The 26785-nt window shown below is 71.4% G+C and carries 23 protein-coding genes and 2 pseudogenes; 4 read left to right on the top strand and 21 right to left on the bottom strand.

Features of this window, described 5'->3' with window-relative positions:
- Nucleotides 1-28: 28 nt before the first annotated feature.
- The 7 genes from AC1MLT_RS02370 to mutL all read right to left on the bottom strand — a co-directional run bounded on the left by AC1MLT_RS02370 (nt 29) and on the right by mutL (nt 9310).
- A complete protein-coding gene (locus AC1MLT_RS02370; protein ID WP_481033685.1) occupies nt 29-625 on the bottom strand; it encodes a flavin reductase family protein in 597 nt (198 codons plus the stop codon).
- Between the two features lie 74 nt (nt 626-699).
- On the bottom strand, nt 700-1779 hold the full coding sequence (locus tag AC1MLT_RS02375; protein WP_481034874.1) for a lipocalin-like domain-containing protein: 1080 nt from the start codon (nt 1777-1779) through the stop codon (nt 700-702).
- A gap of 122 nt (nt 1780-1901) precedes the next feature.
- Complete coding sequence (locus AC1MLT_RS02380) at nt 1902-4532, bottom strand: ABC transporter permease (RefSeq protein ID WP_481034875.1); 2631 nt, start codon at nt 4530-4532, stop codon at nt 1902-1904.
- A gap of 44 nt (nt 4533-4576) precedes the next feature.
- On the bottom strand, nt 4577-5242 hold the full coding sequence (locus tag AC1MLT_RS02385) for an ABC transporter ATP-binding protein (RefSeq protein ID WP_481033686.1): 666 nt from the start codon (nt 5240-5242) through the stop codon (nt 4577-4579).
- The gene (gene miaA / locus AC1MLT_RS02390) at nt 5239-6321 is read right to left on the bottom strand and encodes a tRNA (adenosine(37)-N6)-dimethylallyltransferase MiaA (protein ID WP_481033687.1); all 1083 of its coding nucleotides are present in this window, start codon (nt 6319-6321) and stop codon (nt 5239-5241) included. The genes AC1MLT_RS02385 and miaA overlap by 4 nt, the downstream gene beginning before the upstream one ends.
- 74 nt (nt 6322-6395) lie before the next feature.
- Nucleotides 6396-7283: an alpha/beta hydrolase gene (locus AC1MLT_RS02395; RefSeq protein WP_481033688.1), complete on the bottom strand. Its 888-nt coding sequence runs from the start codon at nt 7281-7283 to the stop codon at nt 6396-6398.
- A gap of 122 nt (nt 7284-7405) precedes the next feature.
- Nucleotides 7406-9310, bottom strand: a complete 1905-nt coding sequence (gene mutL / locus AC1MLT_RS02400; protein WP_481034876.1) for a DNA mismatch repair endonuclease MutL — start codon at nt 9308-9310, stop codon at nt 7406-7408.
- Nucleotides 9311-9437: 127 nt separating this feature from the next.
- On the opposite strand from mutL, the gene AC1MLT_RS02405 reads away from it, so the two are divergent.
- A complete protein-coding gene (locus AC1MLT_RS02405) occupies nt 9438-10106 on the top strand; it encodes a DedA family protein (protein WP_481033689.1) in 669 nt (222 codons plus the stop codon).
- A gap of 89 nt (nt 10107-10195) precedes the next feature.
- Here the strand turns inward: AC1MLT_RS02405 and AC1MLT_RS02410 are convergent, their stop codons facing one another.
- The 3 genes from AC1MLT_RS02410 to tsaE all read right to left on the bottom strand — a co-directional run bounded on the left by AC1MLT_RS02410 (nt 10196) and on the right by tsaE (nt 12709).
- The gene (locus tag AC1MLT_RS02410) at nt 10196-10453 is read right to left on the bottom strand and encodes a glycine zipper domain-containing protein (protein ID WP_481033690.1); all 258 of its coding nucleotides are present in this window, start codon (nt 10451-10453) and stop codon (nt 10196-10198) included.
- A gap of 121 nt (nt 10454-10574) precedes the next feature.
- Nucleotides 10575-12128, bottom strand: coding sequence for an N-acetylmuramoyl-L-alanine amidase (locus tag AC1MLT_RS02415; protein ID WP_481033691.1), 1554 nt, complete (start codon nt 12126-12128; stop codon nt 10575-10577).
- Nucleotides 12125-12709 carry a tRNA (adenosine(37)-N6)-threonylcarbamoyltransferase complex ATPase subunit type 1 TsaE gene (gene tsaE, locus AC1MLT_RS02420; protein WP_481033692.1) on the bottom strand — a complete coding sequence of 195 codons (585 nt, stop codon included), beginning with the start codon at nt 12707-12709 and terminating at the stop codon, nt 12125-12127. The genes AC1MLT_RS02415 and tsaE overlap by 4 nt, the downstream gene beginning before the upstream one ends.
- Between tsaE and queG the strand changes: the two genes are divergently transcribed.
- Nucleotides 12695-13768, top strand: a complete 1074-nt coding sequence (queG, locus tag AC1MLT_RS02425; RefSeq protein WP_481033693.1) for a tRNA epoxyqueuosine(34) reductase QueG — start codon at nt 12695-12697, stop codon at nt 13766-13768. The two genes, tsaE and queG, sit on opposite strands and share 15 nt — an antisense overlap.
- Nucleotides 13769-13823: 55 nt before the next feature.
- On the opposite strand, the gene AC1MLT_RS02430 is transcribed toward queG, so the two are convergent.
- Both AC1MLT_RS02430 and AC1MLT_RS02435 read right to left on the bottom strand, forming a co-directional pair.
- A complete protein-coding gene (locus AC1MLT_RS02430; RefSeq protein WP_481033694.1) occupies nt 13824-14651 on the bottom strand; it encodes a siderophore-interacting protein in 828 nt (275 codons plus the stop codon).
- The gene (locus AC1MLT_RS02435) at nt 14651-15280 is read right to left on the bottom strand and encodes a PadR family transcriptional regulator (protein ID WP_481033695.1); all 630 of its coding nucleotides are present in this window, start codon (nt 15278-15280) and stop codon (nt 14651-14653) included. Before AC1MLT_RS02435 ends, AC1MLT_RS02430 begins: the two co-directional genes overlap by 1 nt.
- Nucleotides 15281-15416: 136 nt before the next feature.
- Between AC1MLT_RS02435 and AC1MLT_RS02440 the strand changes: the two genes are divergently transcribed.
- The gene (locus AC1MLT_RS02440) at nt 15417-16112 is read left to right on the top strand and encodes an SDR family NAD(P)-dependent oxidoreductase (RefSeq protein ID WP_481033696.1); all 696 of its coding nucleotides are present in this window, start codon (nt 15417-15419) and stop codon (nt 16110-16112) included.
- An 18-nt stretch (nt 16113-16130) separates the two neighbouring features.
- On the opposite strand, the gene AC1MLT_RS02445 is transcribed toward AC1MLT_RS02440, so the two are convergent.
- From AC1MLT_RS02445 to AC1MLT_RS02475, 7 genes and pseudogenes are all read right to left on the bottom strand, one after another.
- Nucleotides 16131-17474: a sulfatase family protein gene (locus AC1MLT_RS02445; protein WP_481033697.1), complete on the bottom strand. Its 1344-nt coding sequence runs from the start codon at nt 17472-17474 to the stop codon at nt 16131-16133.
- 86 nt (nt 17475-17560) lie between these two features.
- Nucleotides 17561-18553: a tripartite tricarboxylate transporter substrate-binding protein gene (locus tag AC1MLT_RS02450; RefSeq protein WP_481033698.1), complete on the bottom strand. Its 993-nt coding sequence runs from the start codon at nt 18551-18553 to the stop codon at nt 17561-17563.
- A gap of 119 nt (nt 18554-18672) precedes the next feature.
- A complete protein-coding gene (locus tag AC1MLT_RS02455) occupies nt 18673-19080 on the bottom strand; it encodes a DUF2846 domain-containing protein (protein ID WP_481033699.1) in 408 nt (135 codons plus the stop codon).
- A gap of 220 nt (nt 19081-19300) precedes the next feature.
- Nucleotides 19301-20236, bottom strand: a complete 936-nt coding sequence (locus AC1MLT_RS02460) for a hypothetical protein (protein WP_481033700.1) — start codon at nt 20234-20236, stop codon at nt 19301-19303.
- A gap of 191 nt (nt 20237-20427) precedes the next feature.
- On the bottom strand, nt 20428-21507 hold the full coding sequence (locus AC1MLT_RS02465; RefSeq protein ID WP_481033701.1) for a mechanosensitive ion channel family protein: 1080 nt from the start codon (nt 21505-21507) through the stop codon (nt 20428-20430).
- 16 nt (nt 21508-21523) lie between these two features.
- The gene (locus AC1MLT_RS02470; RefSeq protein WP_481033702.1) at nt 21524-23842 is read right to left on the bottom strand and encodes an FUSC family protein; all 2319 of its coding nucleotides are present in this window, start codon (nt 23840-23842) and stop codon (nt 21524-21526) included.
- A gap of 286 nt (nt 23843-24128) precedes the next feature.
- Nucleotides 24129-25163: pseudogene (locus tag AC1MLT_RS02475) on the bottom strand (inositol monophosphatase family protein); the annotation flags it as partial.
- 144 nt (nt 25164-25307) lie between these two features.
- Here AC1MLT_RS02475 and AC1MLT_RS02480 point away from each other — a divergent pair.
- Nucleotides 25308-26126, top strand: a complete 819-nt coding sequence (locus AC1MLT_RS02480; protein WP_481033703.1) for an RNA methyltransferase — start codon at nt 25308-25310, stop codon at nt 26124-26126.
- A gap of 48 nt (nt 26127-26174) precedes the next feature.
- On the opposite strand, the gene AC1MLT_RS02485 is transcribed toward AC1MLT_RS02480, so the two are convergent.
- On the bottom strand, nt 26175-26459 hold the full coding sequence (locus AC1MLT_RS02485; RefSeq protein ID WP_481033704.1) for a GIY-YIG nuclease family protein: 285 nt from the start codon (nt 26457-26459) through the stop codon (nt 26175-26177).
- 100 nt (nt 26460-26559) lie between these two features.
- A pseudogene (locus AC1MLT_RS02490) lies at nt 26560-26751 on the bottom strand (PIN domain-containing protein); the annotation flags it as partial.
- Nucleotides 26752-26785: the final 34 nt, after the last annotated feature.

Raw genomic sequence — 26785 nt, forward strand, 5'->3', positions numbered from 1 at the left:
ACGGCCGGCCGGGGCGCCGGAACGCCGCTCAGGCGGCGCCGGTGTCGTCCGCAGGCGGCGCGTCCAGCGCCTCGCCGATGGCATAGAAATGGCCACCCGCGACGTGGTGCAGGCTGCGCCACCGCGGATCGGCCGTCTCGAAATGCCACCGTCCCTCGGTGAACGCCCGCCGGTCCGCCCAGGCCGCCACCACGTCGCCGATGAACAGGTCGTAGGCGGCCTGGTTGCGGGGCTCGGGACGCAGCCTGCAGGCCAGCCAGGCCGAGCAGCCCGCCACGAACGGCAGCTCGTGGCCTTCGACATCGAACAGTTCGACGCCCGCGCGCATCAGCTTGGCGGGATCGTCCTTGAGGCTGCGCGTGCCGACGACCTGCGTCAGCCGCAGCTGCGCGACGGTGGGCACCTGGATCAGGAAGATGCCGCTGGCCTCGATCAGTTCGCGGGTCCGGGTGGCCTTGTCGAGCACCACCGTCAGCCGGGGCGGCGTGAAGTCCAGCGCGCAGGCCCAGGCCGCGGCCATGACGTCGTCCGTGGCCTGGTGGCGGGCTCCCACCAGGACGGTGGGGCCGTGGGTGATCAGGCGGTAGGCCTTGTCGAGCGGAACGGGAGCGATGTGGGAGTCCATGGGACGCCAGCGTACCCGAGCGCGGTCCGGCCGATGAAGGCCCGGGTCGATTCCTGCGCCGACGTCCGTCGCGCTCAGAGCCGCAGCCGCGCCACGTAGCCCGTCATCTCCAGATAGCCCCGCCCGACGCGCCGGCCGCTGGCGTCGCTCAGCTCGCTCACGCCTTCCCAGTAGACGGCGCCGGTCGAGTTGCGGCTGTCGAGTTCTTGATCGGCGAGCAGGGCGCGCACCTCGAAGCGGCCGACCGGCGTGTCGATGTCCCAGCGCGTCGGATACGCGGCCCGCGTGCGCGGACTGGTCCAGCGGTCGCGCGCCTCGAAGCGCACCTCGTCGGCGCCGAAGATGCGCGCCGGGCCGCCACGCGGCCGGTACGAGCCACCGGCCCACAGCGCGCTGCCATCGGCGCGCCGCAGGTGGAAGGCGGTGAGGGCGCCGCCATCGTCCAGGTTCATGCCGATCCAGTCCCAGCCGACCGCCTCGGGATGCAGCAGCGCCTCACTCCATTCGTGGTCCAGCCAGGCGACGCCATCGACCTCGAGGGCCCGGCCGCCCAAGGTGATGCGCCCGCGCGTGGCGAGCTGCGGCTCGCTGTAGTAGTAGCTCGCCTGCGCCGGGTCGGGGCCCTTGCGCGACAGGCCGTCGCGGCCCTGCAGCAGCACCGGCTGGGTCGGCGTGAAATCGAGCGCCAAGCCGAAATCGGCGGCCGGCAGGCGGGCCTCGTAGGTGCCATCGGCCCGGCGCCGCAGGTGCCAGTCGCGCAGGTGGACATCGGTGTCGGCCTCGCCGGCGGCGGCGACGCCGAAGCCGGCGCGCGCGATGCGCTCGTCGTGCCGCAACCGGGCCTGGGCGCCATCGAGATCGGTCAGCGCGGCATGCGCGGAGATCAGCTGGCGCGCCGCGAAGGCCGAGCGCATGCCGCGCGTGGCATCCACGCGCGAGCGGAAGAAGGTCAGCTGGAAGCCGAACTCGCGGGCCGGGTCGCGGCCCGCCGCGCGCGCCGTGGCGCGACCGGTGATGTACCACCACTCGGTGCGCAGCTCGGGATGGCTGCCGAAGTCGCGCGGGAAGACCAGCGTGCGCGGCGCCAGGGGCGGTGGCGGGGCCTCGGCCGCGGCCGGCGCCGGGGTCCGGGTCGGCACGGCGGACGGCGGCACCACCGCGCCGGCCGCCGTGCCGGTGGTCTCCGCCGCCACGGCAGCCGTCGCCAGGCCGCCCGCGCCGGGCAGGGCCAGCAGCGCCGCCAGCAGGGTCCGGCGCTCGCGCTCGAATCCATCCATCACCAGTCCTCCTTCACCGCCAGCACGGCATCGCGTCCCGCCGCCGCGCGGCCGGCGACCCAGGCGGTCAGCGTGCCGGCCGCGATCACCGCCGCGCACAGCGCCAGCAGGCGCGGCCAGGGCACCAGCAGGTCCATGGTCCAGTGGAAGCTCTGCGGATTGACCACCCGCACCAGCACCACCGACACCGCCAGTCCCAGCGTCAGTCCGGCGACGGCGCCGATCGCCGTCCAGGCCGCGCCCTCGCCGGCGACCACCGTCAGCACCTGGCCGCGGGTGAAGCCCAGGTGCGCCATCAGGCCGAATTCCTTGCGCCGCGCCAGCACCTGGGCGCTGAAGCTGGCCGCGATGCCGAACAGGCCGATGGCGATGGCCACGCCCTGCAGCCAGTAGGTGACGGCGAAGCTGCGGTCGAAGATGCGCAGCGAGGTGGCGCGGATCTGTCCGACCGAGCTCAGTTCGAGCGCATCGCCGGCGAAGGCGTCGTCGCCGGCCAGCGCGGTCCGCACCGCGCGCTGCACGGCGGCCTCGTCGGCGCCCGGCCCCAGCCAGATCGACACGTCGCTGACGCTGCGGTCGCCCGTCAGCCGCTCGAAGTCGCGCGCCTCCAGCGTGATGGCGCCGAACTGCCGCACATAGTCGCGCCAGACCCCGGCGACGAAGAACACCGGCGCCGCCGCGCCCGTGCCGCCGAGCGCGCGCGCGAGCGGCGCGAACTCGGTGCCGGGGCGGGCGCCATAGAGGTCGACCATGGCCTCGCTGACATAGATGCCGATGCGACCGGCGGGCACCGGCAGGGCCTCGCCGATCATCGGCAGGGTGCGGGCGGGATCGGCCTCCAGGGGGCGCGAGATCAGCGTCACGGCCGGCCGCGCCGGGTCCAGCAACAGCGTGCGCAGGCGCAGCGTGCCGGTGCGCGCCACGCCGGGCAGCCGGTCCAGCCGCTGCACGATCCCGGGCGTGAAGGCGGCCGGTTCGTCGTCGACAGCCGCGCCGGCACCCGCGCCGCCACCGGCCACGCGCAGGTACAGGTCGGCCGGCAGCACGACATCGAGCCACTGCGTGACCGAGTCGCGGAAGCTGGCCACCATCACGGTCAGCGCCACCGCCAGGCTCAGGCTGGCGACCACGCCGCTGACGGCCACCGCCGCCGTGCCGCGCATGCGGCGCGCGCGCTCGATCGCCAGCATCGGCAGCACGCGGCTCGACAGCAGCGGCGCGAGCCGGTCGTAGAGCAGCGCGACCAGGGCCGGCAATGCGGTGATGCCGCCCACCAGCAGCAGGCCGACCGACAGGTAGGCCGCCACCGGCAGACCGAGGATCGGCGGCGCCGTCGCCAGCGCCACCCCCGCCGCCAGCAGCGCCAGTGGCAGCCAGCCGGCACCGCCGCCGGCCGCCGCGGCGCCCAGGCCCTTGAGGGTCTGGGCCTCGGGCAGGGCCTGGGCGGCGCGCGCCGGCCACCAGCCACCGATGCCCGCCGCCGCCACGCCCAGCGCGCCATACAGCAGGGCCGCGAGGCCGCTCCAGCGCAGGGTCGGCGCGACGCCGGCGAAATAGCCGCCGCCCAGGTCGCCGCCCAGCACCCGCAGCGCCAGCGCGGCCAGGCCGGTGCCCAGCGCGATGCCGGCCGCGCTGCCCAGCAGTCCCAGCAGCAGCGATTCCGCCAGCACCAGCCGCAGCCGGCCGCGCGGCGTCAGGCCCAGCACGCCCAGCAGGGCGAACTGCTGCGCCCGCTTGGCCACGCTCAGGGCCAGCACCGAGAACACCAGGAAAGCGCCGGTGAACAGCGCCACCAGCGCCAGCACCGTCAGGTTGACGCGATAGGCACGCGAGAGGTTGCTCACGCGCTGGGCGGCATCGCCCGGTTCGGCGATCTGCACGTCGGCCGGCCAGCCCGGCGCGTCGCGCAGCGAGGCGATGAAGGCGGCGCGGTCGATGCCGGCGGCCAGGCGCAGGTCGATGCGCGTGAGCTGGCCGATGCGCCCGAGCAGTTCCTGCGCCGCGCCGATGTCCATCACGGCCAGTGCCGGGCCACCCGCCGTCACGTGGCCGGCGATGTCCAGCGCGTGGCGCTGGCCGCGCCACTGCACGTCCAGCCGCCGGGCGTCCGGTCCGACCGCCTCGCGCGCCGCCGCGTTCAGGAAGGCCTGTCCCGGCGCCACGATGGCCAGCCGCGCCGCGTCCTCGTCCGGCCGCGGCAGCAGCGCCGGCGCCAGCGTGGCGATCACCAGCGCGTCGACGCCGACGATGCGCAATGGCACGCGGCCGCCGGCGTCGGCCTCGGCGTCGGTCGGGGTGGTGGTGGTGGTCGAAGCCGCCGTGCCACCCGGGGGACGCGCCAGGCGCACCTGGGCCTCGACCACCGGGCTCGCCAGCAACACCTGCGGATGCGTCGCCACGCGGGCGAACACCGCCTCGTCGAAACCGCCGGCGGCGGCGCGCAGTTCGAGGTCGGGCTGGCCGTTGACCGAGCGCACGGCGCTGGAGAACTCGTCGAGCGCCGAGGCGTTGATCAGGTGCACCGAGAACGCCAGCGCCACGCCCAGCATGACGGCGATCGCGGCGGCGGCATTGCGCCACGGGTGATGGCGCAGCTCCTGCCAGGAGAAGGTCGAGAGCAGCAGGGGCAGCGGCCCCCCGAGGCCGCCGCCGAGCCGGTGCCGGAGGGCGGGCCTCACGCAGGCGCCCGGGCGATGCCGTCGGCGCGCAGGTGCAGCACGCGGTCGGCGCGCGCGGCGGCGGCCTCGGAATGCGTCACCAGCACCAGCGAGGCGCCATGCTGGCGCGTCTGCGCCAGCAGCACGTCCATGATCCGGGCAGCGGTGGTGGGGTCGAGGTTGCCGGTCGGCTCGTCGGCCAGCAGCAGGGCCGGGCGATGCACCAGCGCCCGCGCGATGGCCACGCGCTGCAGCTGGCCGCCGCTGAGCTGCTGCGGCAGCCGGGGCCCCAGGCCGGCCAGGCCGACGGCATCGAGCATCGCCGCCACGCGCGGCCGCGCGAGCGCCTCGCGCTGGCCCAGCAGCATCAGCGGCAGCGCCACGTTCTGCGCCACGTCCAGGTGCGGCAGCACGTGGAAGGCCTGGAACACGAAGCCGACATGGCTGCGGCGCCAGATCGCGCAGGCCTCGGCATCGAGCGCGCCGATGTCGGTGCCGTCGTGCGCGATCCGGCCCGCATCCCAGGTGTCGAGCCCGGCCATGCAGTTGAGCAGGGTCGACTTGCCGACCCCCGATTCGCCGACGATGGCGACGAATTCGCCGGCCGCCACCTCGAGCGAGACATCGGCGAACACCGTGGCGTCGCCATAGCGCTTGGCCAGTCGGTCGATGACGAGCGTCATGCCGCCACCCGCAATGCGTGCGTCACCGCCTGCGCGACGGCATCGGGCGCGTCGGCCGCGATCACGGTGCGCCAGGGCATGCCGCGCAGCCAGGTGATCTGGCGCTTGGCCAGCTGGCGCGTGGCGGCGCCACCGCGCTCGCGCAGCGTGTCCAGCGCGGCGGCATCCAGGGTCGTCATCGCCGGCGGGGCGGGCGCGGCGCCCGAGGCGGCATCGAGCAGTTCCCAGGTCTGGCGGTAGCCGACGCAGCGCATCGAGGGCAGGTCGGCGTCCAGGTCGCCGCGCGCGCGCAAGGTTCGCACCTCGTCGACCAGGCCCTCGCGCAGCATGGCGTCGAAGCGCTCGGCGATGCGCGCATGCAGCCAGGCGCGCTGGGTCGGCTCCAGGGACAGCAGGGCGGCGGGGCGATGGCCGCCTGCCGATGCCGACATCGAGCCCGACGCCGTGGCGCCGGTGGCGTCGTCGCGATGCGCGCGCTGGAATTCCGAGAGCGGCCGCCCGCTGGTGCGCCACACCTCCAGCGCGCGCTGGATGCGCTGGCTGTCGTGCGGCGAAAGACGCGCCGCCGTCACCGGATCGACCTCGGCCAGTCGCGCGTGCAATGCCGGCCAGCCTTCGGCGGCGGCTTCGATCTCGATCGCGCCACGGATCGCCGGGTCGGCCGCCGGCATGGCGTCGATGCCATCGACCAGGGCCTTGAAGTACAGCATCGTCCCGCCGACCAGCAGCGGCAATCGGCCACGACCGGCGATCTCACGGATCAGCCGCGTGGCATCGGCGACGAAGGCGGCGGCGCTGTAGGGCTCGCGCGGGTCGCGGATGTCGATCAGGTGGTGCGGCACCTCGGCGCGCTCGGCGGCCGAGGGCTTGGCCGTGCCGATGTCCATGCCGCGATAGACCAGCGCCGAGTCGACGCTGACGATCTCCACCGGCCAGGCGCGGGCGATGGCCAGCGCGGCGGCGGTCTTGCCGGATGCCGTGGGACCGGCGAGGGCGAGGTAGCGCGGGAGCGGGGACGGGGCGGGGGAGGCCGCGGCGGGCGGCGTGGCGGCGAGGACGACGCCGGATGGGAGAGGCATCGTCGGAGCGTAGCAAATGGCCGCCGACCCTCCATCCCGCAGGCCCGTGGCGGCGGGGCGGCGCCGCCGCCCGGTCAGATCGCCGGCGCGTTGTCGCCCGCCACCTGCGTGGTCGCCGGCTTCATCTTGAACAGCTGGCCGAGCGCGGCCTGGTACTGGGCTTGGCCGATCGAGTTGGTGTTGTGGTGCGAGCCGCCTTCGACCAGCACGAACATCTTCGGCACTGTGGCGGCCTCGTAGAGCCGGCGGCCCAGCGTCGGATTGATCAGGCTGTCGGCCGTACCATGCACCACCAGCAGGGGCGAGCCGATGTCCTTGACGCGGCTGATGGCCTCGAAGCGCTGGGTGATGAACGGGCCGAAGGGCAGCCAGCCCCACTTGAAGCTGCTGGCGACATCGGCGATCGAGGTGAAGGTGCTCTCGACGATCACGCCGCTCTCGTCCTTGACGTTCGATGCCAGGTCGATGCCGATGGCGCCGCCGAGCGAGTGGCCGAAGATGTAGCGATGCTGCTGCGGATGACGGGCGGCCAGCCAGGTCCAGGCGGCGCGGGCGTCCTCGCGGGCGGTGGCCTCGGAGGGCAGGCCGGCCGAGCTCTTGCCGAAGCCCCGGTAGTCGATCGCCAGCACCGAAAAGCCCAGCTCGTGCATGCGCTGCATGCGTGGCGCCGAACCCGCCACGTTGTAGCGCGCGCCATGCAGGTACAGCAGGACGGGGGTGTCGGCCGATTCGGGCGCGCCGCCGAGCCACAGGCCGTGCAGGCGCGCCGGCTCGCCGGTGACGGAGGACTGGAAGTCGATCCAGACATGTTCCATGCCCTGGGTCATGGCCTCCGTGTTGCCCCAGCTGCGGTCGCTGGGCTGGAAGATCCATTCGCGCTGACGCTCGTCGAGCGTCGAGCATCCGCCGGCAAGCAGCGCGAACAGGGCGGTAACGGAGGCGAAGATCGACCAATGTTTCATGTGTAGGGACAGAGCGCGTGACTCCATCGAAGTTCCATGGGCAAGACCCATGCAACGTGCATGCCCGGATGCCGGCCTACAGCGAAAACCCGTAGGTAATACTTTGCTATGCGTTTGCGAAGTCAGCGCCCACGCATGAACAAGCCATCCAGCTCGCGCACCGAGAGCTGCCGCCAGGTCGGCCGGCCATGGTTGCACTGGTCCGAGCGCTCGGTCGCCTCCATCTGCCGCAGCAGGGCATTCATCTCGTCAATCGTCAGGCGCCGGTGGGCCCGCACGGCGCCGTGGCAGGCCATGGTGGAGAGCAGCTCGTTGCGGGCGCGCTGCACCACCGTGCTGGCGTCGTGCTGGGCCAGCTCGGCCAGCACGCTGCGCGCCAGCTCCACCGGATCGCCCTCGGCCAGCGTGGCGGGCACGGCGCGCACGGCCAAGGTGCGCGGCGAGAACGGAGCGATCTCCAGGCCCAGCGTGGCCAGCACCGCCGCGCAGGCCTCCGCCGTCGCCACCTCGTGCGGCGTGGCGGCGAAGGTGGCCGGGATCAGCAGCGGCTGGCTGGCGATGGCGGCGCCCTCGAGCTGCGTCTTCAGGCGCTCGTAGACGATGCGCTCGTGCGCCGCATGCATGTCGACGACGACCAGGCCCTGGCGGTTCTCGGCCAGGATGTAGATGCCCTGGAGCTGCGCCAGCGCGCGGCCGAGCGGCCAGACGTCGTCGTCCTCGGCGGCCGGGCGGGCGGGCCCGGTCGAGGGTCGAAGGGCCACCGGCAGGCCGGTGTCCGGTCCGGGGCCGACGCCGTCGATGGGAGCCGGAGCCTCGGCCCCGGCGTGCCGCGGGGCGTCCGTGGCGTCGGGGACGCCCGTGACGACCGCGATGGCCGGACCGGGGGCGCCGGGCGCCCGCGCCATCGGCCACATCGCGGCCTGGTCGCCCGGTCCGCGCTCGGCGGCGAAGTGCATGCGCGGCTGGGTCCAGGCCGGTGGCGCGGCGGCCACCGGCCGCGCCAGCAGGCTCGGCGCCGCCGGTGTCGCGGCATCACCCGCGCGCGGCGCCGCCAGCGCGTTCTCCACCGCGTGGCGCACCGCCTGGTGGACCTCGCGGCCGTCGCGGAAGCGGACCTCGATCTTGGTCGGATGCACATTGACGTCGACGCGCGCCGGATCGATGCGCAGGTACAGCGCGAACACCGGCTGGCGCTGGCCGTGCAGCACGTCCTCGTAGGCGCTGCGCACCGCGTGCGAGAGCACCCGGTCGCGCACGAAGCGGCCATTGACATAGAAGAACTGCTGGTCACCGCGCGCGCGGGCGGCATCCGGCACGCCGGCGCGACCCTCGACGCTCAGCGTGCCGACGCTGTGCGCCACCGCCACGCTGCGGGTCACGAAGTCGTCGCCCAGCGCATCGGCCAGGCGGGGCTCGCGCATCGGGTGGGCGCGCCACTGCTCGACCAGGCGGCCGTCGTGCCAGACCGAGAAGCCGACATCCGGCCGCGCCAGCGCATGGCGGCGCACCGCCTCGACGCAATGCGCGAGTTCGGTGGCGTCGGTCTTCAGGAACTTGCGGCGCGCCGGCGTGGCGTAGAACAGCTCGCGCACCTCGACCGTGCTGCCCTCGGCGCGCGCCACCTGCCGCAGCTCGCCGGTGCGGCCGTCGAGCGCATAGGCGGCATCGGCGCCGCGTTCGCGCGAGTGCAGGGTGAGATCGGCGATGGCGTTGATCGCGGCCAGCGCCTCGCCCCGGAAGCCCATGGTGCCGACCGTCTCCAGGTCGCCCAGGCTGGCGATCTTGCTGGTCGCGTGGCGGCGCAGGGCCACGCTGAGGTCGGCGCGCGCGATGCCCTCGCCATCGTCCTCGACCGCGATCAGGCGCACGCCACCGGCCGACAGCCGCACCGTGACCTGCGTGGCGCCGGCATCCAGCGCGTTGTCCAGCAGCTCGCGCACCACGGAGGCCGGTCGCTCCACCACCTCGCCGGCCGCGATCTGGCTGATCAGTTCGTCGGGCAGTTCGCGGATCGGCCGGCGCGGCATGGCCGGCGGCACGACGGGATCGGGAGAGGGCGCGGATGCATCGGAAGGAATGGGCACCGGATCATTCTAGATTTCGGGGCGCAGCCGGGCTGCGGTGGGGGGAAGCGTGCTGCGCATAATCCGCCCCATGGAATTCGTCCACTTTCTCATCGACTTCATCCTCCACATCGACAAGCACCTCGAGGCTTTCGTCATCGCCTACGGGCCCTGGGTCTACGCGCTGCTCTTCGCCATCGTATTCGTGGAGACCGGGGTCGTGGTGATGCCCTTCCTGCCGGGCGACTCGCTGCTGTTCATCGTCGGCGCGCTGTGCGGGATCGGGCTGATGAGCTTCCCGATCGCCTGCGCGGTGCTGATCGTGGCGGCGATCCTGGGCGACCAGTGCAACTTCACCATCGGCCGCCACCTGGGGCCGAAGGTGTTCCAGTGGGAGGACTCGCGCTTCTTCAACAAGAAGGCGTTCAACCAGGCGCACGCGTTCTACGAGCGCTATGGCGGCATCACCATCATCCTGGCGCGCTTCATGCCCTTCATCCGCACCTTCGCGCCCTTCGTGGCGGGCGTCGCGGCCATGGACCGCGGCAAGTTCACGCTGTTCAACGTCGTCGGCGCGCTGCTCTGGGTGCTGGGCATCGGCACCGCCGGCTATTTCTTCGGCAACCTGCCCTTCGTGCGCCAGCACCTGGAGAAGATCATCTGGGGCCTGATCCTGGTGCCGGGCCTGCTGGCCATCTTCGGCGCCTGGCGCGCCGGCCGCGCCGAGAAGGCGCGCGAGGCCGCCGGCCTGCAGGGCTGAGCGGAAGCCAAAAAAAAGGCGCGCCCTCGGCACGCCTTCTTCTTGTCTGCGGTCGGGAACATCGTCCCGCCGCATCCGGCCCGATGCGCTCAGTAGCGCGAGCCGTCGTTGCGATAGCGCTGGTTGTTGCGCTGGTCGGAGTTCTTGCCGACCTCGTTGCCGATCAGGCCGCCGAGCGCCGCGCCGCCGACCGTGGCCGCCGTGTTGCCGCCCAGCACGTTGCCCAGCACGGCGCCGCCCACCGCGCCACCCGCGGCGCCCATCTGCTGATTGGGGCCCGTGCCGCAACCGGCGAGCACCATGAGCGAAGAGGAGGCCACCGCTGCGATCCAGAGACGTGTCTTCATGGGATTCACCTTCAAAAAATGTTGTGAAACTCATTGTGTCCGGAACGCGGCGACGCACTGTAGGAAGCCGCCCCAGGACAGTGCGCGAGTGCACCGGTCCTGACCGGAGCGAGCATTCGCCTCAAAGCTGGCGGCTGCGCGCCAGCGGCGGATTCTGCGAGAAATAGCGCTGGATGCCACGCATCAGCGCATCGGCCAAGTCGTCCTGGTATTGCGCGCTGCGCAGCTTCGCTTCCTCCTCCGGGTTGCTGATGAAGGCGGTCTCGACCAGCACGCTGGGGATGTCGGGCGCCTTCAGCACCGCGAAGCCGGCCTGCTCGACGCCGGCCTTGTGCAGCCGCGCGCCGATGCGCTGGATCTCGCCGAGCATCGCCGAGCCCAGCCGCAGGCTGTCGTTGATCTGCGCCGTGGTGCTCATGTCCAGCAGCGCGCGCTGGACCTGCGCCTCGTGGCTGCCGACATTCACGCCACCGACCTTGTCGGCCTGGTTCTCCTTGTTGGCCAGCCAGCGCGCGGCCGAGCTCGACGCTCCCGACTGGCTGAGCGCGAACACGCTGGCGCCGCGCGCGTCCGGATTGGTGAAGGCATCGGCGTGGATGCTGACGAACAGGTCGGCCTGCACGCGTCGCGCCTTCTGCACCCGCATGCCCAGCGGCACGAAGAAGTCGGCATCGCGCGTGAGGAAGGCGCGCATCGGACTGCCGCCGACGCTGGCCGCGTTGATGCGGTCGCGCAGGCGGTGCGCCACCTGCAGCACGATGTCCTTCTCGCGCGTGCCGTTGGGTCCGGTCGCGCCGGGGTCCTCGCCACCATGGCCGGGGTCGAGGGCGACGATGATGATGCGGTCGGTCCGGTTGGGCGTGGCGATGCTGCGCCGCGCGGCCGGGAGGCTGGGCGGTGGCGGCGCCGAGGCCATGGGCGGGGGCAGCTGCGAGGGCAGGGGCGCGGCCGGTGGCGGCGGGCGCACCGTGGGAGCGGCGGCGATGGCGGGTGGCCGGGTCGGCAGCGGGATCGACGGCGTGGCCGGCACGACCGGCCAGTTGCCGTTCCCGGGCCCGGTGGGCACGCCGTCCTGCACGCGGTCGGCCTGCTGCGCCATCAGCTCGCCCAGCGGATCGGCGCCGACCGGGCCCGATGCGATGGAGGGCGCCGGCGGCGCCGGTGGCGCCGGCGCCATCGACACCGCCGGCGCGGTGCGCAGCCGGTCGGCGATCAGGGCCTCCATCGGATCGACCGGCTGTTCCGGATAGAGGTCGAGCACCAGCCGGTGGCGGTAGGCGGCGACCGGCGCGAGCGAGAAGACCTGCGGCTGCACCGCCTGCTTGAGGTCGAACACGATCCGCACCACGCCCGGTGCGTACTGGCCCACGCGCAGGCCGTCGATGTAGGGGTCGCCGGGCTTGATCTGCCGCACCAGGTCGCGCAGCGCCGGATTGAGGTCGATGCCCTGGATGTCGATCGCCAGGCGCGGCGGGCTGCCCACCACCAGCTGCTGGGTCTGCAGGCGACCATCGGATTCGATGGTGACGCGGGTGTAGTCGGTCGCCGGCCAGACGCGCACGGCCATGATGCTCGCGCCGCGCGCGATGTCCTGGGCGCCCAGCAGGAGGACGAGGCTGCCGGCCTTGAGGAGGGCGCGACGCGAGGCGGGGGATTTGTTCGGGGCCTGGGTCATGAAGGAGATGGTGGAGGGGCCGCGATCGTCGGACCCTTGTCGGTGGTATCGGCCAGAGTCGCCAGCAGCTTGAGGCCGAGCGTCGTGCGCGCTTCCAGCGTCACTTGGCGGCTGTCGTCGGCCCGGGCGTCGATGCGCAGGTCGAGATCGGCGACGGGCAGGCGGCCGGCGGCGTTGTCCGGCCATTCTGCGAGCTTGAGGCCACCGGCGGCGAAGATGTCGCGAAAACCCGCATCGTCCCATTCGCGCGGGTCGCCGAAGCGATAGAAGTCGAAGTGGTGGATGGCCAGGCCGTCGGGCGTCTCGTGCGGCTCCACGACCGCGTAGGTCGGGCTCTTGATGCGCCCCGCGATGCCCAACGCGCGCAGCAGGTGCCGCACGAAGGTGGTCTTGCCGGCGCCGAGGTCGCCATGCAGCGCGACGAAGGCATCGCGCAATGCCGGCTGGGCCGCGAGCGCGCGCGCGAAGGCCTCGGTGTCGGCCTCGTCGCGCCACGCCATGACGGCGACGCGGATGTCCGGCGCGCCGGGGGCCGGCGGCACGGGAGGGGTTTCTACAATCGGCAAGTGATCGGCAGCCATCAACTCGTCATTCGGATTCAGGCCTTGGCCCGGGAATTGGGATTCTCCCAAATCGGCATCGCCGGCATCGACCTGTCGAGCGCGGAGCCGGGTCTGATGCAGTGGCTGGCCCAGGGGTTCCATGGCGAGATGCATTACATGGCCGCGCATGGCACGCGGCGCGCCCGGCCGGCCGAGCTGGTGCCGGGCACGGCATCGGTCATCACGGCGCGCATGGACTACCTGCCGCGCGCCACGCCGCCGGACTGGCAGGCGATCGAGTTCGCGCGCCTGGAGCGCCCCTCGGAGGGCATCGTCTCGCTCTACGCGCGGGGCCGCGACTATCACAAGGTGCTGCGCTCGCGGCTGGCCACGCTGGCCGCGCGCATCGCCGACGAGGTCGGCGCCTTCGGTCACCGGGCCTTCACCGACTCGGCCCCGGTGCTGGAGGCCGAGCTGGCCGCGCGCAGCGGCCAGGGCTGGCGCGGCAAGCACACGCTGGTGCTCGACCGCGACGCCGGCTCGATGTTCTTCCTGGGCGAGATCTATGTCGACATGGCGCTGCCGCCGAGCGCGCCGGTCACGCCGCATTGCGGCCGCTGCACGGCCTGCATCGACATCTGCCCGACCGGCGCCATCGTCGCGCCGCAGCGGCTCGACGCCCGGCGCTGCATCTCCTACCTGACGATCGAGCATCCGGGCGCCATCCCGGTCGAGCTGCGCTCCCTGATCGGCAACCGCATCTATGGCTGCGACGACTGCCAGCTGACCTGTCCCTGGAACAAGTTCGCGCGCAGGAGCACGCTACCGGACTTCGATGCGCGCGAGGGACTCGCCGGCCGCGCGCTGGCCGAGCTCTTCGCCTGGACCGAGGACGAGTTCCTGCGCCGCACCGAGGGCAGCCCGATCCGGCGCATCGGCCACGAGCGCTGGCTGCGCAACATCGCCGTCGCGCTGGGCAACGCGCGACACGCCGGCGCGACGGACGCGGCGGCGGCGCTGGCGACGCGACGCGAGCATCCGAGCGCGCTGGTGCGCGAGCACGTGGCGTGGGCGCTCGGCGACGTGTCGCCGGCCTGAGCGGATCCAGTCGGGTGGGCCGGCTGGGCCGGCGCCGCGCGCCCCCGGCCGATGCTCAGTCCTCGTGCGTGTCGTGCGTCGCGGCGCTGCCCCGGCGCCAGTAGCCCGAGGCCCGGACCCATTTCGGATTCAGCCCGCGCTCGCCGACCAGGTGCGCGCGCAGGGCCTTGGCCGCCGCCGACTCGCAGCCGATCCAGGCATGGATGTCGCCCGCCGGCAGGGTGGCGCCGCGCAGGGCGTCGAGCAGGGGCGGGGCGGCGGTCGCCGCCTGCTCGCGGTGGACCCAGATCAGCGTCACGTCGGCCGCGCTCGGCAGCGCGACGTGGTCGGCCGGGCCGTCGACCTCGGCCAGCACCAGCGCGCGGGCGCCGGCGGGCAGCTCGGCCAGGCGGCGCGAGATCGCCGGCAGGGCGGTGTCGTCGCCGATCAGCACATGGCCATCGAACGCGGTCGGCACCAGGAACGAGCCACGCGGCCCGCCCACGCCCAGGCGCTGGCCGGGCGCGGCCCGTTCGGCCCAGCGCGTGGCCGGACCGGCGACGTGCAGTGCGAAGTCGATCTCCAGCGTGCCGGCCCCGGCATCGAAATGGCGCGGCGTGTAGTCGCGCATCGTCGGCTTGCGGCCCTCGGGCCAGACCGGACCATCCGCTCCGAGGGTCGGCAGCGTCAGCACGCCGGTGGCCTCGTCGGGGAAGAACAGCTTCGCATGGTCGTCGAAGCCGGGGCTGTGGAAGCCCGCCAGATCGGCGCCTTCGAGCGTCACGCGCACCAGGTGCGGCGTGATCCGCTCGACCGCGCGCACATCGAGCGCCCGGAAGCGCAGGGCATGGCGCACGCGCCGCGGCGCGCGCTCGTCGGTCGGGGTGGCGAGGGTGTCGTCCATCAGATCTGCTCCAGTTGCTGGGCCGCGTGATCGAGCACGGCGGCGAAGGCGCTGGCCTGGGCCGGCGTCAGGGGTTCGCCCGACAGGCGCATGCGCATGGCGAGCTTCAGGTTCTCGATGGCGCGCGTGACCTGGGGCGGCCGGCCGCCGCGCGGTCCGGCGCCATCGGCGCCGCCCTGCATGCGCGCCATCAGCTCGTCGGTGGTCGCGCGATGGGCGGCCAGGTACTCGCGGCCGGCCTCGGTGGCGCGATAGCGCTTGCGGCTGCTGCCATCGGCGGTGTCGATGTCCAGGTGGCCCAGCTCCTCGAGCAGGGTGAGCGTGGGATAGACGATGCCGGGACTCGGCGCATAGCTGCCGCCGAGCCGGTCCTCGATCGCCTTGATGAGTTCGTAGCCGTGCGAGGGCTTGTCGGCGATGAGCTGCAGCAGCACGAAGCGCAGGCCGCCGTGGCCGAAGATGCGGCCGCCGCCGCCGCCGCCGCCGCCGCCGCCGCCGCCACGACGGCCACCGCCGCCGCGTGCTGGCCGGTCCTCGGGGCCGGTGCGGCCGGCCGGGCCCTCGCCGTGGGCGCCGTCGTGGTCGCCATGGCGATGGTGGCAGGCAAAGGAATGATGGACGTGTCGCATGGGACGCTCCTTGATGGAAGATGCGCCACTATAAAAGATATATCTGATTTGTATCTAGATAGGATCGTAAAGCTCCGGTAAATGCCATCGTCGGGATCGCTACGATGGGGTTCCTTCCAACCACAGGAGTCGATCCATGCAGTCCTTTCCGGCGGGTTTCCGCGCCCTGGTGCTGGGCGCCTCCGGCGCCATCGGTGGTGCGCTGGCACGCCGGCTCGAAGCCGATCCGCGCTGCGCCGGCGTGACGCGGCTCGGCCGTGGCTCGGTGCCGGCGGTGGATTTCGGGGTCGAGGCGAGCATCGCGGCGGCGGCCGCCGCCCTGAAGGACCGGGGGCCGTTCCATCTGATCGTCAATGCCGCCGGCCTGCTGCACACGGACGGCTTCATGCCCGAGAAGCGCCTGGGGCAGTTGAGCTATGCGCAGATGGAGGCGACTTTCCGCGTCAACGCGTTCGGGCCGGCCCTGGTGCTGGCGCATTTCGCGCCCCTGCTCGACCGCGAGCGCGGCGTGCTGGCCGTGCTCTCGGCCAAGGTCGGCAGCATCGGCGACAACCGGCTGGGCGGCTGGTACAGCTATCGCGCTTCCAAGGCCGCGCTCAACATGTTCGTCAGGACCGCCGCCATCGAGGTCGCGCGCGGCAACCCCCATGCCGTGCTGGTGGCATTGCATCCGGGCACGGTCGACTCGTCGCTGTCGGCGCCATTCCGTGGCGCCGAGATCGGCCGCGCGGCCGATGACGCCGCCGCCGACCTGCTCGCGGTGATCGATGGGCTCGCGCCGGCCGACACCGGCGGCTTCCGCGCCTATGGTGGCCAGGTGCTGCCCTGGTGAGGACGCGGGCGCGCCTGCTCAGCGGCTCGGCATGTCCTTGACCGAGTAGCCCAGGCTCACCGTCGCGTCGGCCGGGATCGGCGGCATGGTGGCGTTCCAGGCCAGCCAGTCGGCGCGCAGGGCGGCCAGGCGCTCGGGCTGGCGCTTCGCCTGGTTGGCGCGCTCGCGTTCGTCGGCGCTCAGGTCGAACAGGTATTCGTTGCCGTCGACCTGCAGGTACTTCCAGTCGCCATCGCGCAGGGCGCGCTGGTCGCGGTGGTTCATGCGCCAGTGCATCGGCCGGCGGAACACGTGGGCCGCGTCGCGCAGCACCGGGCGCAGCGACACGCCATCGAGCGGATGGGCCGCATCGGGCGTCGCGCCGGCGAGATCGAGCATCGTGGCCGACCAGTCCATCGTCAGGCAGTGCTGCGCGCTGGTGCCGCCCGGCGCGATGCCGGCCGGCCAGTGCGCGATCCAGGGCACGCGGATGCCACCCTCGGTCAGGTCCATCTTGCCGCCGACCAGTGGCCAGCTGTCCGAGAAGCGCTCGCCGCCGTTGTCGCTGGTGAAGACCACCAGGGTGTCGTCGGCCAGGCCGTGGCGCTCCAGCGCGGCCATGACCCAGCCGATGCCCTCGTCCATGTGCCGGATCATCTCGCGGTAGCGGTGGATGCTGCCGCCGGCGAGGTCGAACAGGTTGTCCTTGACCTGCGGCGCGCGGCCGGCGTCGTCGCGCGTCTCCCAGGGCCAGTGCGGCGCGGTGTAGTGCAGGCTCAGGAAGAACGGCTGCGCCGCGTCCCCGGGCTGCGCGGCCATGCGCTCGACATAGTCGACCGCGCGCCGCGACAGCAGGTCGGTCAGGTAGCCGTCCTGCCGGCAGTCCTCCTCGCCCAGCCACAGATCGTGCGTGCCGCGCGAGTCGCAGTGGGTGAAGTAGTCGACGCCGCCGGACATCGGGCCGAAGAATTCCTCGTAGCCCGAGCGCAGCGGACCGAAGGTAGGCGGATAGCCCAGGTGCCACTTGCCCACCAGCGCGGTGCGATAGCCCGCCGCCCTCAGCAGCGAGGGCAGGGTCGGGTGGTCGGTCGGCAGGCCCAGCGTGGTGTTGGCGCGGTCGCCGCTGCGGATCGGCTCCTCGGCGGCGCCGCGCAGGCGGTACTGGTAGCGCGCCGTGATCATCGCGAAGCGCGTCGGCGAGCACACCGGCGAGTTGGCATAGCCCTGCGTGAAGCGCAGGCCGCGCGCGGCCAGGCCGTCGAGCACGGGCGAGACCGGCTCGCGTCCGCCATAGCAGCCGAGGTCGGCGAAGCCCAGGTCGTCGGCGACGATGAAGATGATGTTGGGACGCCGGGCGGAGGGGAGGGACGACGGGGACGACATGGTTTCGGAGGTGGGGATGGAAGCGGACGGTGGGGCGGACATGGCGGCGGAGGGAGCGGCGGACGGGATGGCGCAGCCGGGGCCGCTCAGGGCTGGTAGCCCGATGTCGTCACCACCGGCGCCCACTGGGCGCGATAGGCGCGCAGCATGGCGGCGGTCTGCTCGGGCGTGCTCGTCACGGGAGTCAGGCGCGCGTCCCTGAACCTGCGCTGCGTGTCGGGGTCCTGCATGACCTCGCGCACCGCCTGCGAGATGCGCGCGACCTTCTCGCGCGGCATCGTCGCCGGGGCGAAGAAGACATTCCAGCCGGTGCCCACCAGGTCGAGGCCGGCCTCGCGGAAGGTCGGCACGTCCGGTGCGAAGGGCGAGCGCTTCGCGCCCGAGACCGCCAGCAGGCGGAGCTTGCCGGCCTCGTGCTGCGCGACGACGCTGTCGAGCGTGTCGACCGCGATCGGCACCTGGCCGCCCATCAGGTCGTTGAGCAGCGGGCTGGAGCCCTTGTAGCCGATCACCTCGGCCTTGACGTCGGCCTTCTGGCCCAGCATCAGCGCGAAGAAGTGCGGCAGGCTGCCGGTGGCCGGCACGCCGAAGTTGGCCTGCCGGGGATTGGCGCGCATCCAGGCCACCAGGTGCGACAGCTCCTTGACCGGCACCGCGGCGGCCACGGCCAGCGCGAATTCGTATTCGTTGACGTTGGACATCGGCACGAAGTCGCGCTCGGCGTCGTAGCCGTTGTCCTTGAAGACCAGGGGCGCCACCACCATCACGGCCGGGTTGGCCACCATGACGACATTCTGGTTCGCCGGGGTGGCGCGCACCTGCTGCGCCGCCAGCCGCCCACCGGCCCCGGGCTTGTTGTCGACGATCACCGGCACGCCCAGTCTGGCGCCCAGCTTCTCGCCGACCAGCCGCGCGACGCGGTCGGTGGCGCCGCCGGGGGCATAGCCGACGACGATGTGGAGCGGGGCGTCGAGGGGGGTGGCGGGAGCCGGTGCCCGGGCCTGGGCCTGGGCCGACAGCAGCGGCGCGGCGACGAGGAAGGCCGCGAAGGCGCGGCGCAGGAGGGGGTGGGACGTCATGGGGAAGGGCGTGATGGAAGTGAAATCGACGACGATTTTCCAGCAACATCCGTCCCGCCGAAAAGGTGAACTACGCCCCTTCGTGGACCTACCTCCAGGGCCTGCGATCCGGCCGCTGCCTACTTCTCGCAGGTGCCCGGCTGTGCCAGGCCGAGTTGGGTCACATCAGTCTTGCCCTGTTCCTCCGGGATGACTTCGAGATCGGCGCCGCCCACGAAAGCGCCGATCTTGATGAACTGACGTACGAAGTAATTCTTTCCCGTCTCCACGAACAACTCGAGCGCATTGGGAGAGAACTCGGACTCCGTCTCGATTTTGTGTTTCTTGTTGCCTTCGACTTGCGTGTAGAAGAAAACCCCGGAAGCGCTTTCTCCGAGGCATTTGCCATCGACCCAGAGGTCCTTCTTTAATGCCTTGCCTACAAAGCTGTTGCGATAGACATAGAGGCCGGCGTTTCCCGGCCCGGGAACATCGAATTGTTTGGCTTGGTCGGACTCCTGCTGGGGGCCATGTTGACGGAAGCACATCCCGTCGACATCACGGCAGCGAAAGCAATAATGATAATGTTGTAATTAACTCGCATCTTATATTTCTGAATATCAGGTTTTAATCATCGAGTCCCCAGAGGAGACTCGCCTCCCTTGTCGCGGCAATTAATTTGCTGCGAACCATCTGATTATGACGTCTCGATTTCAGGAATTCCGTGTGCGCTTGGCTGGCTCAAGAAAGTCGATGCTGACGGGCTTCTCAAGTACGTCCTCTGTAGTAATCGTCCCAGCTGGCACAATTGCCATTTCTCAAGCGATAGCCCGGTCCGCCCCGAGAGCCACAGCCACTATTGCCACTGGCGGTGGGAGTGGAAACCGCGCTGGCGTTGCCGGTCGTTATCGTGGTGACCGCTGCATTGGTTCTGGCCGCTGTCACCACAAAGCCATTGCTGCGCGCCGTGTTGAGCGCGGCCGAATAAAGATTAGATCCTTCCAGGTAAGCGATGCCGTTCGTGGTGGATGTGCCATTCGCGCAGGTGCCGCCTTGGAAGACGATGGTCACGTCATAGACATTGACGGTCCGGTGCACGCTGGCGCTGCCATTGAAGCGACAGCCGTCATTGCTGGTGCCGGATACGAAACCGGACGAGTCGATCGCAATCGTGGTGCGATTCGTCCCGCTGCCCGTGGCCGCAGTCCCGCTGTAGGTACCGGCCAGCGCCGAAAGCGACGCGCTCTGTTCATAGATCGAGCGGTAGGTCGAGGTGAAGCTGACGGCGCCGCCGCTGGCCTGATCGGTCAGCGAACCATTGAAGGACTGCTTGGCGCTGTAGCTGGCAGAGAGCGTCGCATCGGCGATGTAAGCGGCCTCGATGCTGAAATCCCGACCATTGGCCGACGAGAAACTGCCAGGCGACGAGATGCCACTGCCTTGGACAACACCCGCGATCACATTGGGATTGTTGACGCCCGAATAGAGTGCCCAATAAGTGCCGTCCTCAAGCACGACGGCGCGCAAGGTGCGACTTGCGGAAGTCGTGCCTTGCCAGAGGCCCTCGGCGGAAGAGGTGGTGGACGGAGAGGGCGCGACCGCTGCGGACATGCCACCCGGTATCGCAGTGCCATCATCGGAGCCGCCACCGCAACCCAGCAGGCCCGCGACAGCCAGAGCACTAAATACGAATTTAGGAGACATTTTTTCTACTCGTTTGTAAATGTAAGAATTTATATTGATTCACTTACAAATGCGAGAAGAACTGCCTCCACCAGAATATGTATTGACGACGGCCATCGTCTGGGCTGATGCAGTGCCGCGATGCGGGCGTCAGGAAGCCAAGACCACGCCCGGCATGCCCAATGCGCGATGCGCGATGCGCGATCCGCGCGTCAGCGGCCCGCCGGGTCCAGCGGCCGCAGCACCGCCCCCGCCGATTCGTCGATCCGCATCCGCGGCAGGAACTGCGGGTACTCCCGCTGCATGAAGCCGATCAGTCCCTCGCGCACCGCGCAGCGCAGGTCGAAGGCCAGCGACGACGAGGCGGCGGTGCACAGCACGCGCACCTGCATCGTGCGTTCGGTGGCGTCGGTCACCTGCACGTTGAAGAAGCGGCCGTCCCATTGCGGGGCCGCCTTCACCAGGCGCTCGACCTCGGCGCGCAGCGGGTCGATCGGCATGCCGTAGTCGGTGTAGACGAACACCGAGCCCAGCAGCTGCGAGCTGCTGCGCGTCCAGTTCTGGAACGGCTTCTCGATGAAGTAGGACAGCGGCAGGATGAGGCGCCGGTCGTCCCAGATGCGCAGCACGACGAAGGTGCCGGTGATCTCCTCCACGCGGCCCCATTCGCCTTCGACCACCAGCACGTCGTCGATGCGGATCGGCTGCGACAGCGCGATCTGCAGGCCGGCGATCAGGTTGCTGAAGACCGGCTTGGCCGCCAGGCCGGCCACGATGCCGATCACGCCGGCCGAGGCCAGCAGGCTGGCGCCCACCTGCCGCGCGCCGGGGAAGGTCATCAGGATCATCGAGGCCCCGGCCAGCAGCAGCAGCGTGATGGCGGTGCGCGCCAGCACGCGCGTCTGCGTCAGGATGCGGCGCGCCTGCAGGTTGTCGGTGACGTCGTACGGGTACTTGGCGATCAGCCCGTTGGCGAAACCGTTGATGGCCTTGATGCCCACCCAGGTCGCCGCCGCGATCAGCAGCACGCCGTTGAGGTGGCGCACGCCGTTCATGAAGCGCAGGTCGTCCGGCGCCGCCTGCCACACCACCTGCAAGGCCACCAGCGGCAGCAGCAGCTGCGCCGCCGCGCTCAGGTTGAGCAGCATGGTGTGCACGACGGGGGTGCCGCGCGTCACGCGCCGCAGGATCAGGGTGGCGACGCGATGCGCGACGAGCGCGAGCGGCACGGCGATCAGCGCGCCGAGCAGGGGGCCGAACCAGGGGTGGGAGAGCAGGAGGTCGAAGTTCATCGTTTCAGGGGGTCCTTCAGGAAGTCGGGTTGGAGGGGGAATCGGGAATGCCGGAGGGGGGGAGGGAAGCGCTCGACCGGGCGATGCCGGCGGACGCGGCGGCCGACGCGGGGTCGGCCTCGTCGCCTTGCGGCGCTTGCAGGATGCGTGCCGCGTCGTCGCGCAGCTGCAGCGCGATGCCGCTGGCCAGGTCGAGCCGGCGCAGCATCCAGGGACTGATGTCGTTGTCGAACGGATCGGGCAGGCGCACCGCGCCGGCCAGGGTGGTGGAGCTGGCACTGGCCGGCGTGGCCGTGCCGGGCGGCGGCGTGCTGCCGATGGCGGCCTCGATGCGCTCGGCCGTGCGCCGCAGCGGGCCGGCGATCTCGGTCGCGGTCAGGCGGTCGCGCCGCAGCACCAGCATCGACTTGACGGCGCTGAGCTGGGCCAGCAGCTGGTAGCTGTGGGCCTGCAGGTGCTCCAGCGGCGCGATCGGCGGGCGCACCGCGCGCGGCTCGGAGAGCGAGCGCTGCGTCGCCTGCACCAGCGCCGACAGGCTGTCGAAGGCCTCCTTGCGCGCCAGGCGCCAGTCGAGCTCGGGACTGCTCTCCATCGCCTGCAGCTGGCCGAGGCCGAGCGCCAGCCGCGCGTGGCGCGCCTGCGCCTTCAGCACGCGCGCCACCAGCGCCGGGATCTGGGTGCGTTCCCAGGATGGCAGCACGTAGCAGAAGCCCCAGGCGATGGCGGCGCCGATCAGCGTGTCGGCGACGCGCTCGAACAGGGCGAAGGAGGGCGCGGCGCCGGTGTTGAGCAGGTGCGCCTGCACCAGGCCCAGCACCGTCGCCGCCACCGCCGTGATCAGGTAGCGCCGCACCGCGAAGCCGTGGGCGATGGCCTGCGCCACCACCGACGCGGCCAGCAGCGTGAGGGCGTCCGGATGGCCCGACAGCAGCGCCAGCGCGAGCACGCAGCCCAGCAGCGTGCCGGCCACCCGGTGGTTGCGCCGCTCCAGGGTCTGCGAGAGGCTGCCGCGCAGCACGACGACGATGGTCAGCAGGATCCAGTAGTCGTGCGAGCCCCAGGGCAGCAGCACCGCCACGCCATAGCCCGTGGCGATCGCCAATGCCGCCCGGATCGCGTGGCGCAAGGGCGGCGCGTCCCAGCGCCACAGGGCGCGCAGGGGCGCCCACGACCAGGCCGTGGGACTGACGAACATCTGCCAGTTGGCGCGCACCACCGCCAGGTCGGGCTCGCGCTCGCCGCGCGCCAGCGCCGACAGCCGCAGCACCTCGTCGTTCATGTGGCCGATGCGGCTGGCCAGGCCGCGCGCGAGCAATGCAGCCGTCGGCCCGGTCGCGGCGGCGCCGGGGCCGGCCTCGTCGGCGACGCGGATCGCCATCAGCTCGTCGCGGCGGTCGCGCACGCGATCGGGATAGCGCCCGAGCAGCAGCGAATCGGCCAGCGCGGCGGTGGCGTCGGCGAGCTCCTCCAGCACGCGGCGCATCTCGGCCAGGGCGCGCGCGTGGGCCGGCTGCGACTGCAGCACGTCGAGGTCGAGCTCGCTCGCGAGCAGCTGGTCGCGCATCTCCAGCACCACGATCAGCATGCCCGCCAGGCGCTGGCGGTGCGCGGTGCGCGGCGACTCCAGCACGATGTCACGCGTGGCCTGGATCTGGTCGGCCAGCGCGGCCTGCTCGCGCAGCAGCTGGCCGAGCACCGGCGCGGGCGTCTCGCGCACGTCGCCGGACTCGTCGCACGGCGTGAACTGCCGCGCCTCGGTGCGCATCAGCGCGGCCAGCGACAGCAGTACGTCGGCCACGGCCTGCACCCGGTAGCGCCCGTTGAGCGCCAGATTGGCCAGCGTCGCGTAGAGCACGTACAGCCCGGCGCCCAGCCCGAACAGCAGCGTGCGCTCGAAGGCCTCCTCCAGCCCCGAGGGGCGGTGCGTGGCCATCGAGAAGATCATCGAGAACATCACCGAGATGGCGATCGGGATGCCGCGTTTGCCCCAGGCCATGGCCGTGAAGGCGAGGAAGGTGGCGGGCACCAGCAGCAGGCCCAGGCGGATCGGCGCCGCGTGCAGCATCTGCACGGCGAAGAACAGCGGCACGCCGATCAGTGGCGCCGGCAGCATCTGCAGGAACTTGCCGCGGCGCGGGCCGGGCAGGTCGGGCGGCGCGGCAACGATGGCGCCGACGGCGGCGGCCGAGGCCGCGAAGGCGCCCAGCCAGACATGCACGCAGGCCGAGATCACCAGCAGCCCGAGCGCGACCGACAGGCCGTTGGCGATGTAGTGGCTCAGCGCGACCCGCATCGCGGCGCGGGTGCGCAGGACGGCCGCGCGCGGGGACCGCATGTCAGCGCGGGGTCGGTTCGCCCTCTGCGGGCGGTTCGGCGCGATCGGCGTGGTCGTCGGCGGCGTCGTCGAACCCGGGGACGTCGGCCGATGTCTCGAACGGACCGGTCTGGACCTCCTCCAGCGCGGGCGTCGCGGGCGCGGCGGCGGCCTCGGGCGCGGGCGCGGGTTCGGACACCGGCGCGTCCACCGGCGCGGCGGCGGCGGGTGCGACGGGCGCGGCCGGCATGGCGGGCGCGATCGTCGGGGTCGGCCGCGCGCCGGCGCGCGGTGCCGCCGCCTCGGGCGCCGGAGCGCCCGGCTCGCGCTTCACGCGCGTGAGGCGGCGCGGCGCCGGCGCGGCGGCCGGCGCGGGAGCCGCTTCCGCGTCGCCGGCGTCGCTCTCGTGCAGGCCGACGGTGCTGCGGGCGTAGAGGTCGCCACTGGTGTCGGCCGAGGGATCGGACTCGGCGCGCGAGGACGAGGCCACGGCGCGCATGCGGTCGCTGGCGCGCATCTTCTCGTCGACGCCGGCGAACTTCGAGTACTTGGACAGCAGCGGCACGATCTGGCCGTAGATGCGCGGCGCGGCGGCCAGGCATTCGCGATGCGTCATGAAGTCGGCCTCGCCGGTGAAGTTGCCGATCAGGCCGCCGGCCTCGATCACCAGCAGCGAACCCGCCGCCACGTCCCACGGCTGCAGGCCGGTCTCGAAGAAGCCGTCGGTGAAGCCGGCCGCCACGTAGGCGAGGTCGAGCGCGGCGGCGCCCGGACGGCGCAGGCCGGCGAAGCGCGGCATCAGGTCGGCCATGATGGCCAGGTACTGCTTGAAGTTGTCGCCGGTGCGGAACGGGAAACCGGTGGAGATCAGGCACTCGGGCAGCCGCACGCGCTTGCTCACGCGGATGCGGCGGTCGTTCATGTAGGCGCCCCGGCCGCGGGTGGCGGTGAACAGGTCGTTGCGGGTCGGGTCGTAGACCACCGCCTGCTCGATCCTGCCCTTGACCGACAGCGCGATCGACACGCAGTAGACCGGGAAGCCGTGGATGAAGTTGGTCGTGCCGTCGAGCGGATCGATGATCCAGACGTAGTCGGAGTCCTTGGCGCCGTGCTCGTTGCCCGATTCCTCGGCCAGGATGCCATGGCCCGGGTAGGCGCCCAGCAGGGTCTCGATGATGATCTGCTCGGCCGCGTGGTCGACCTCGGTGACGAAGTCGTTGACCTGCTTCTGGGAGACGCGCACCGCCTCGACGTCGAGCGCCGCGCGGTTGATGATGGCGCCGGCGGCGCGTGCGGCCTTGACGGCCACGTTGAGCATGGGATGGAGATTGGGCGACGACATGGATTGTGGGAAGAGCGAAGGGTGCGGAGTGCGGCGGGAAGCGGAGCGGAGCGACCGTGGCGAGCGCGGACCGGCGATGCGGGGCGGCGAGAATCGGGGATTTTACCGGGCGTCCGCCGTCGTCCCGTCGCCTTCACGTTCGCCATGCGCACCCGCTTCATCCTGATCCAGACCAGTCATGCCGGCAATGTCGGCGCCGCCGCGCGCGCCCTGAAGACCATGGGTTTCGGCGACCTCGTGCTGGTCGCGCCGCGCTGGGCCAACGTGCTGCGCCGCGAGGAGACCATCCAGCGCGCCAGCGGCGCCCTCGACGTGCTGGCCAACGCGCGCATCGTCGACACGCTTGACGAGGCGCTCGACGGCGTGACGCACCTGTGCGCCACCGCCATGATCCCGCGCGACTTCGGCCCGCCCACGCGCACGCCGCGCGAGCACCTGGAGCCGCTCGGCCGCTCGCCGACGCCCGAGCACGTCGGCTTCCTGTTCGGCTCCGAGCGCTTCGGCATGAGGAACGAGGACGTCTACCGCTGCAATGTCGCGCTCAGCATCCCGGCCGATCCGAAGTTCGGCTCGCTCAACCTGGGCGCCGCGATCCAGCTGGTGGCCTACGAATGGCGCCTGGCGCTGGGCGGCTTCCCCGTCACCGAATCGGTCGCGCCCACCGAGGCCGCCGATGCCCGCGCCGTCGCCGGCATGCTCGACCACTGGGAGCGCTCGCTGGTGGAGATCGGCTTCCTCGACCCGGCCGCGCCGAAGAAGCTGATGCCGCGCCTGCAGCAGCTGTTCAACCGGGCGCGGCCGACAGTGGAGGAGATCCACATCCTGCGCGGCATCGCCAAGATGATGGCGCAGCCGCAGCGGGGGGCGGTACATGTTCGAGATGCAGCCAGTGTGGCAAAAACGTCGTCATCAGAGTCTGTTTCATTACCGTTTCAATTGCTGAATCCAGACAAGTCAGACTAGTGCTGGGTTGGATTGCCAAGCACACATTCTGTGGAGAAGAGGGAATGTCTATTGCCAGCCGTCCTCGATCAGTTGAGCCGTGTTGAGGTCATGTGTCGTTCTGGTGATCGAGCCGTCTTGAATGCGCTGTACCACTTGGTCAATCACATGAAGTGGCACTAAAAACCACTCCCTTGGTTTAACTGAATTGCCGAAACGATCTTCTATCGTCAAATCCAGTTGAGCAGCACCAAATAGACGATGAAAGATGTTTTCGAGCTTCATGCGATTCAAGTTGTGCAACCTGCGGCGCAGCAGATTGCTTTCGGTGCCGTTGGCGTAGATGGCGCGCAAGCACGCATCGTTTTCGCCGCCCCGCTCCTGCGGAACAGGCGCGGCTTCAGCCGCGATAAAAAAAGTACGGGGGCGAACTCCGCATGGGCCTGCGCATGGGTTACACCTGAGCCCATGGGTTGATGACTGTGACGCCCGCCGCCTCAAATGGGCTGGTGTCTCTGGTCGCAACAGCGAAGCCGTTGGCTGCCGCGATCGCCGCGATGTAGCCATCGGCCGTGGCTACGGCCAAGCCAGTGCTGCGGGCCTTGGCCATCAGCGCCGCATGGGCCTGGGTGCAGGCCAAGTCAAAGTAAAAAAAGTACGGGGGCGAACTCCGCATGGGC

Source organism: Variovorax sp. PEI5 (genome assembly GCF_056679935.1).

Excerpts from the sequence above, each read along its gene's own strand:
- AC1MLT_RS02395 (WP_481033688.1), bottom strand. The coding sequence starts at position 7,283 with ATGAAACATTGGTCGATCTTCGCCTCCGTTACCGCCCTGTTCGCGCTG.
- AC1MLT_RS02465 (WP_481033701.1), bottom strand. The coding sequence starts at position 21,507 with ATGAACTTCGACCTCCTGCTCTCCCACCCCTGGTTCGGCCCCCTGCTC.
- miaA (WP_481033687.1), bottom strand. The coding sequence starts at position 6,321 with ATGCCTCTCCCATCCGGCGTCGTCCTCGCCGCCACGCCGCCCGCCGCG.
- AC1MLT_RS02445 (WP_481033697.1), bottom strand. The coding sequence starts at position 17,474 with ATGTCGTCCCCGTCGTCCCTCCCCTCCGCCCGGCGTCCCAACATCATC.
- AC1MLT_RS02435 (WP_481033695.1), bottom strand. The coding sequence starts at position 15,280 with ATGCGACACGTCCATCATTCCTTTGCCTGCCACCATCGCCATGGCGAC.
- AC1MLT_RS02430 (WP_481033694.1), bottom strand. The coding sequence starts at position 14,651 with ATGGACGACACCCTCGCCACCCCGACCGACGAGCGCGCGCCGCGGCGC.
- AC1MLT_RS02410 (WP_481033690.1), bottom strand. The coding sequence starts at position 10,453 with ATGAAGACACGTCTCTGGATCGCAGCGGTGGCCTCCTCTTCGCTCATG.
- AC1MLT_RS02385 (WP_481033686.1), bottom strand. The coding sequence starts at position 5,242 with ATGACGCTCGTCATCGACCGACTGGCCAAGCGCTATGGCGACGCCACG.
- AC1MLT_RS02415 (WP_481033691.1), bottom strand. The coding sequence starts at position 12,128 with ATGACCCAGGCCCCGAACAAATCCCCCGCCTCGCGTCGCGCCCTCCTC.
- mutL (WP_481034876.1), bottom strand. The coding sequence starts at position 9,310 with ATGCCGCGCCGGCCGATCCGCGAACTGCCCGACGAACTGATCAGCCAG.
- AC1MLT_RS02405 (WP_481033689.1), top strand. The coding sequence starts at position 9,438 with ATGGAATTCGTCCACTTTCTCATCGACTTCATCCTCCACATCGACAAG.
- AC1MLT_RS02455 (WP_481033699.1), bottom strand. The coding sequence starts at position 19,080 with ATGTGCTTCCGTCAACATGGCCCCCAGCAGGAGTCCGACCAAGCCAAA.
- AC1MLT_RS02480 (WP_481033703.1), top strand. The coding sequence starts at position 25,308 with ATGCGCACCCGCTTCATCCTGATCCAGACCAGTCATGCCGGCAATGTC.
- AC1MLT_RS02470 (WP_481033702.1), bottom strand. The coding sequence starts at position 23,842 with ATGCGGTCCCCGCGCGCGGCCGTCCTGCGCACCCGCGCCGCGATGCGG.
- tsaE (WP_481033692.1), bottom strand. The coding sequence starts at position 12,709 with ATGGCTGCCGATCACTTGCCGATTGTAGAAACCCCTCCCGTGCCGCCG.
- AC1MLT_RS02440 (WP_481033696.1), top strand. The coding sequence starts at position 15,417 with ATGCAGTCCTTTCCGGCGGGTTTCCGCGCCCTGGTGCTGGGCGCCTCC.
- AC1MLT_RS02370 (WP_481033685.1), bottom strand. The coding sequence starts at position 625 with ATGGACTCCCACATCGCTCCCGTTCCGCTCGACAAGGCCTACCGCCTG.
- AC1MLT_RS02450 (WP_481033698.1), bottom strand. The coding sequence starts at position 18,553 with ATGACGTCCCACCCCCTCCTGCGCCGCGCCTTCGCGGCCTTCCTCGTC.
- AC1MLT_RS02460 (WP_481033700.1), bottom strand. The coding sequence starts at position 20,236 with ATGTCTCCTAAATTCGTATTTAGTGCTCTGGCTGTCGCGGGCCTGCTG.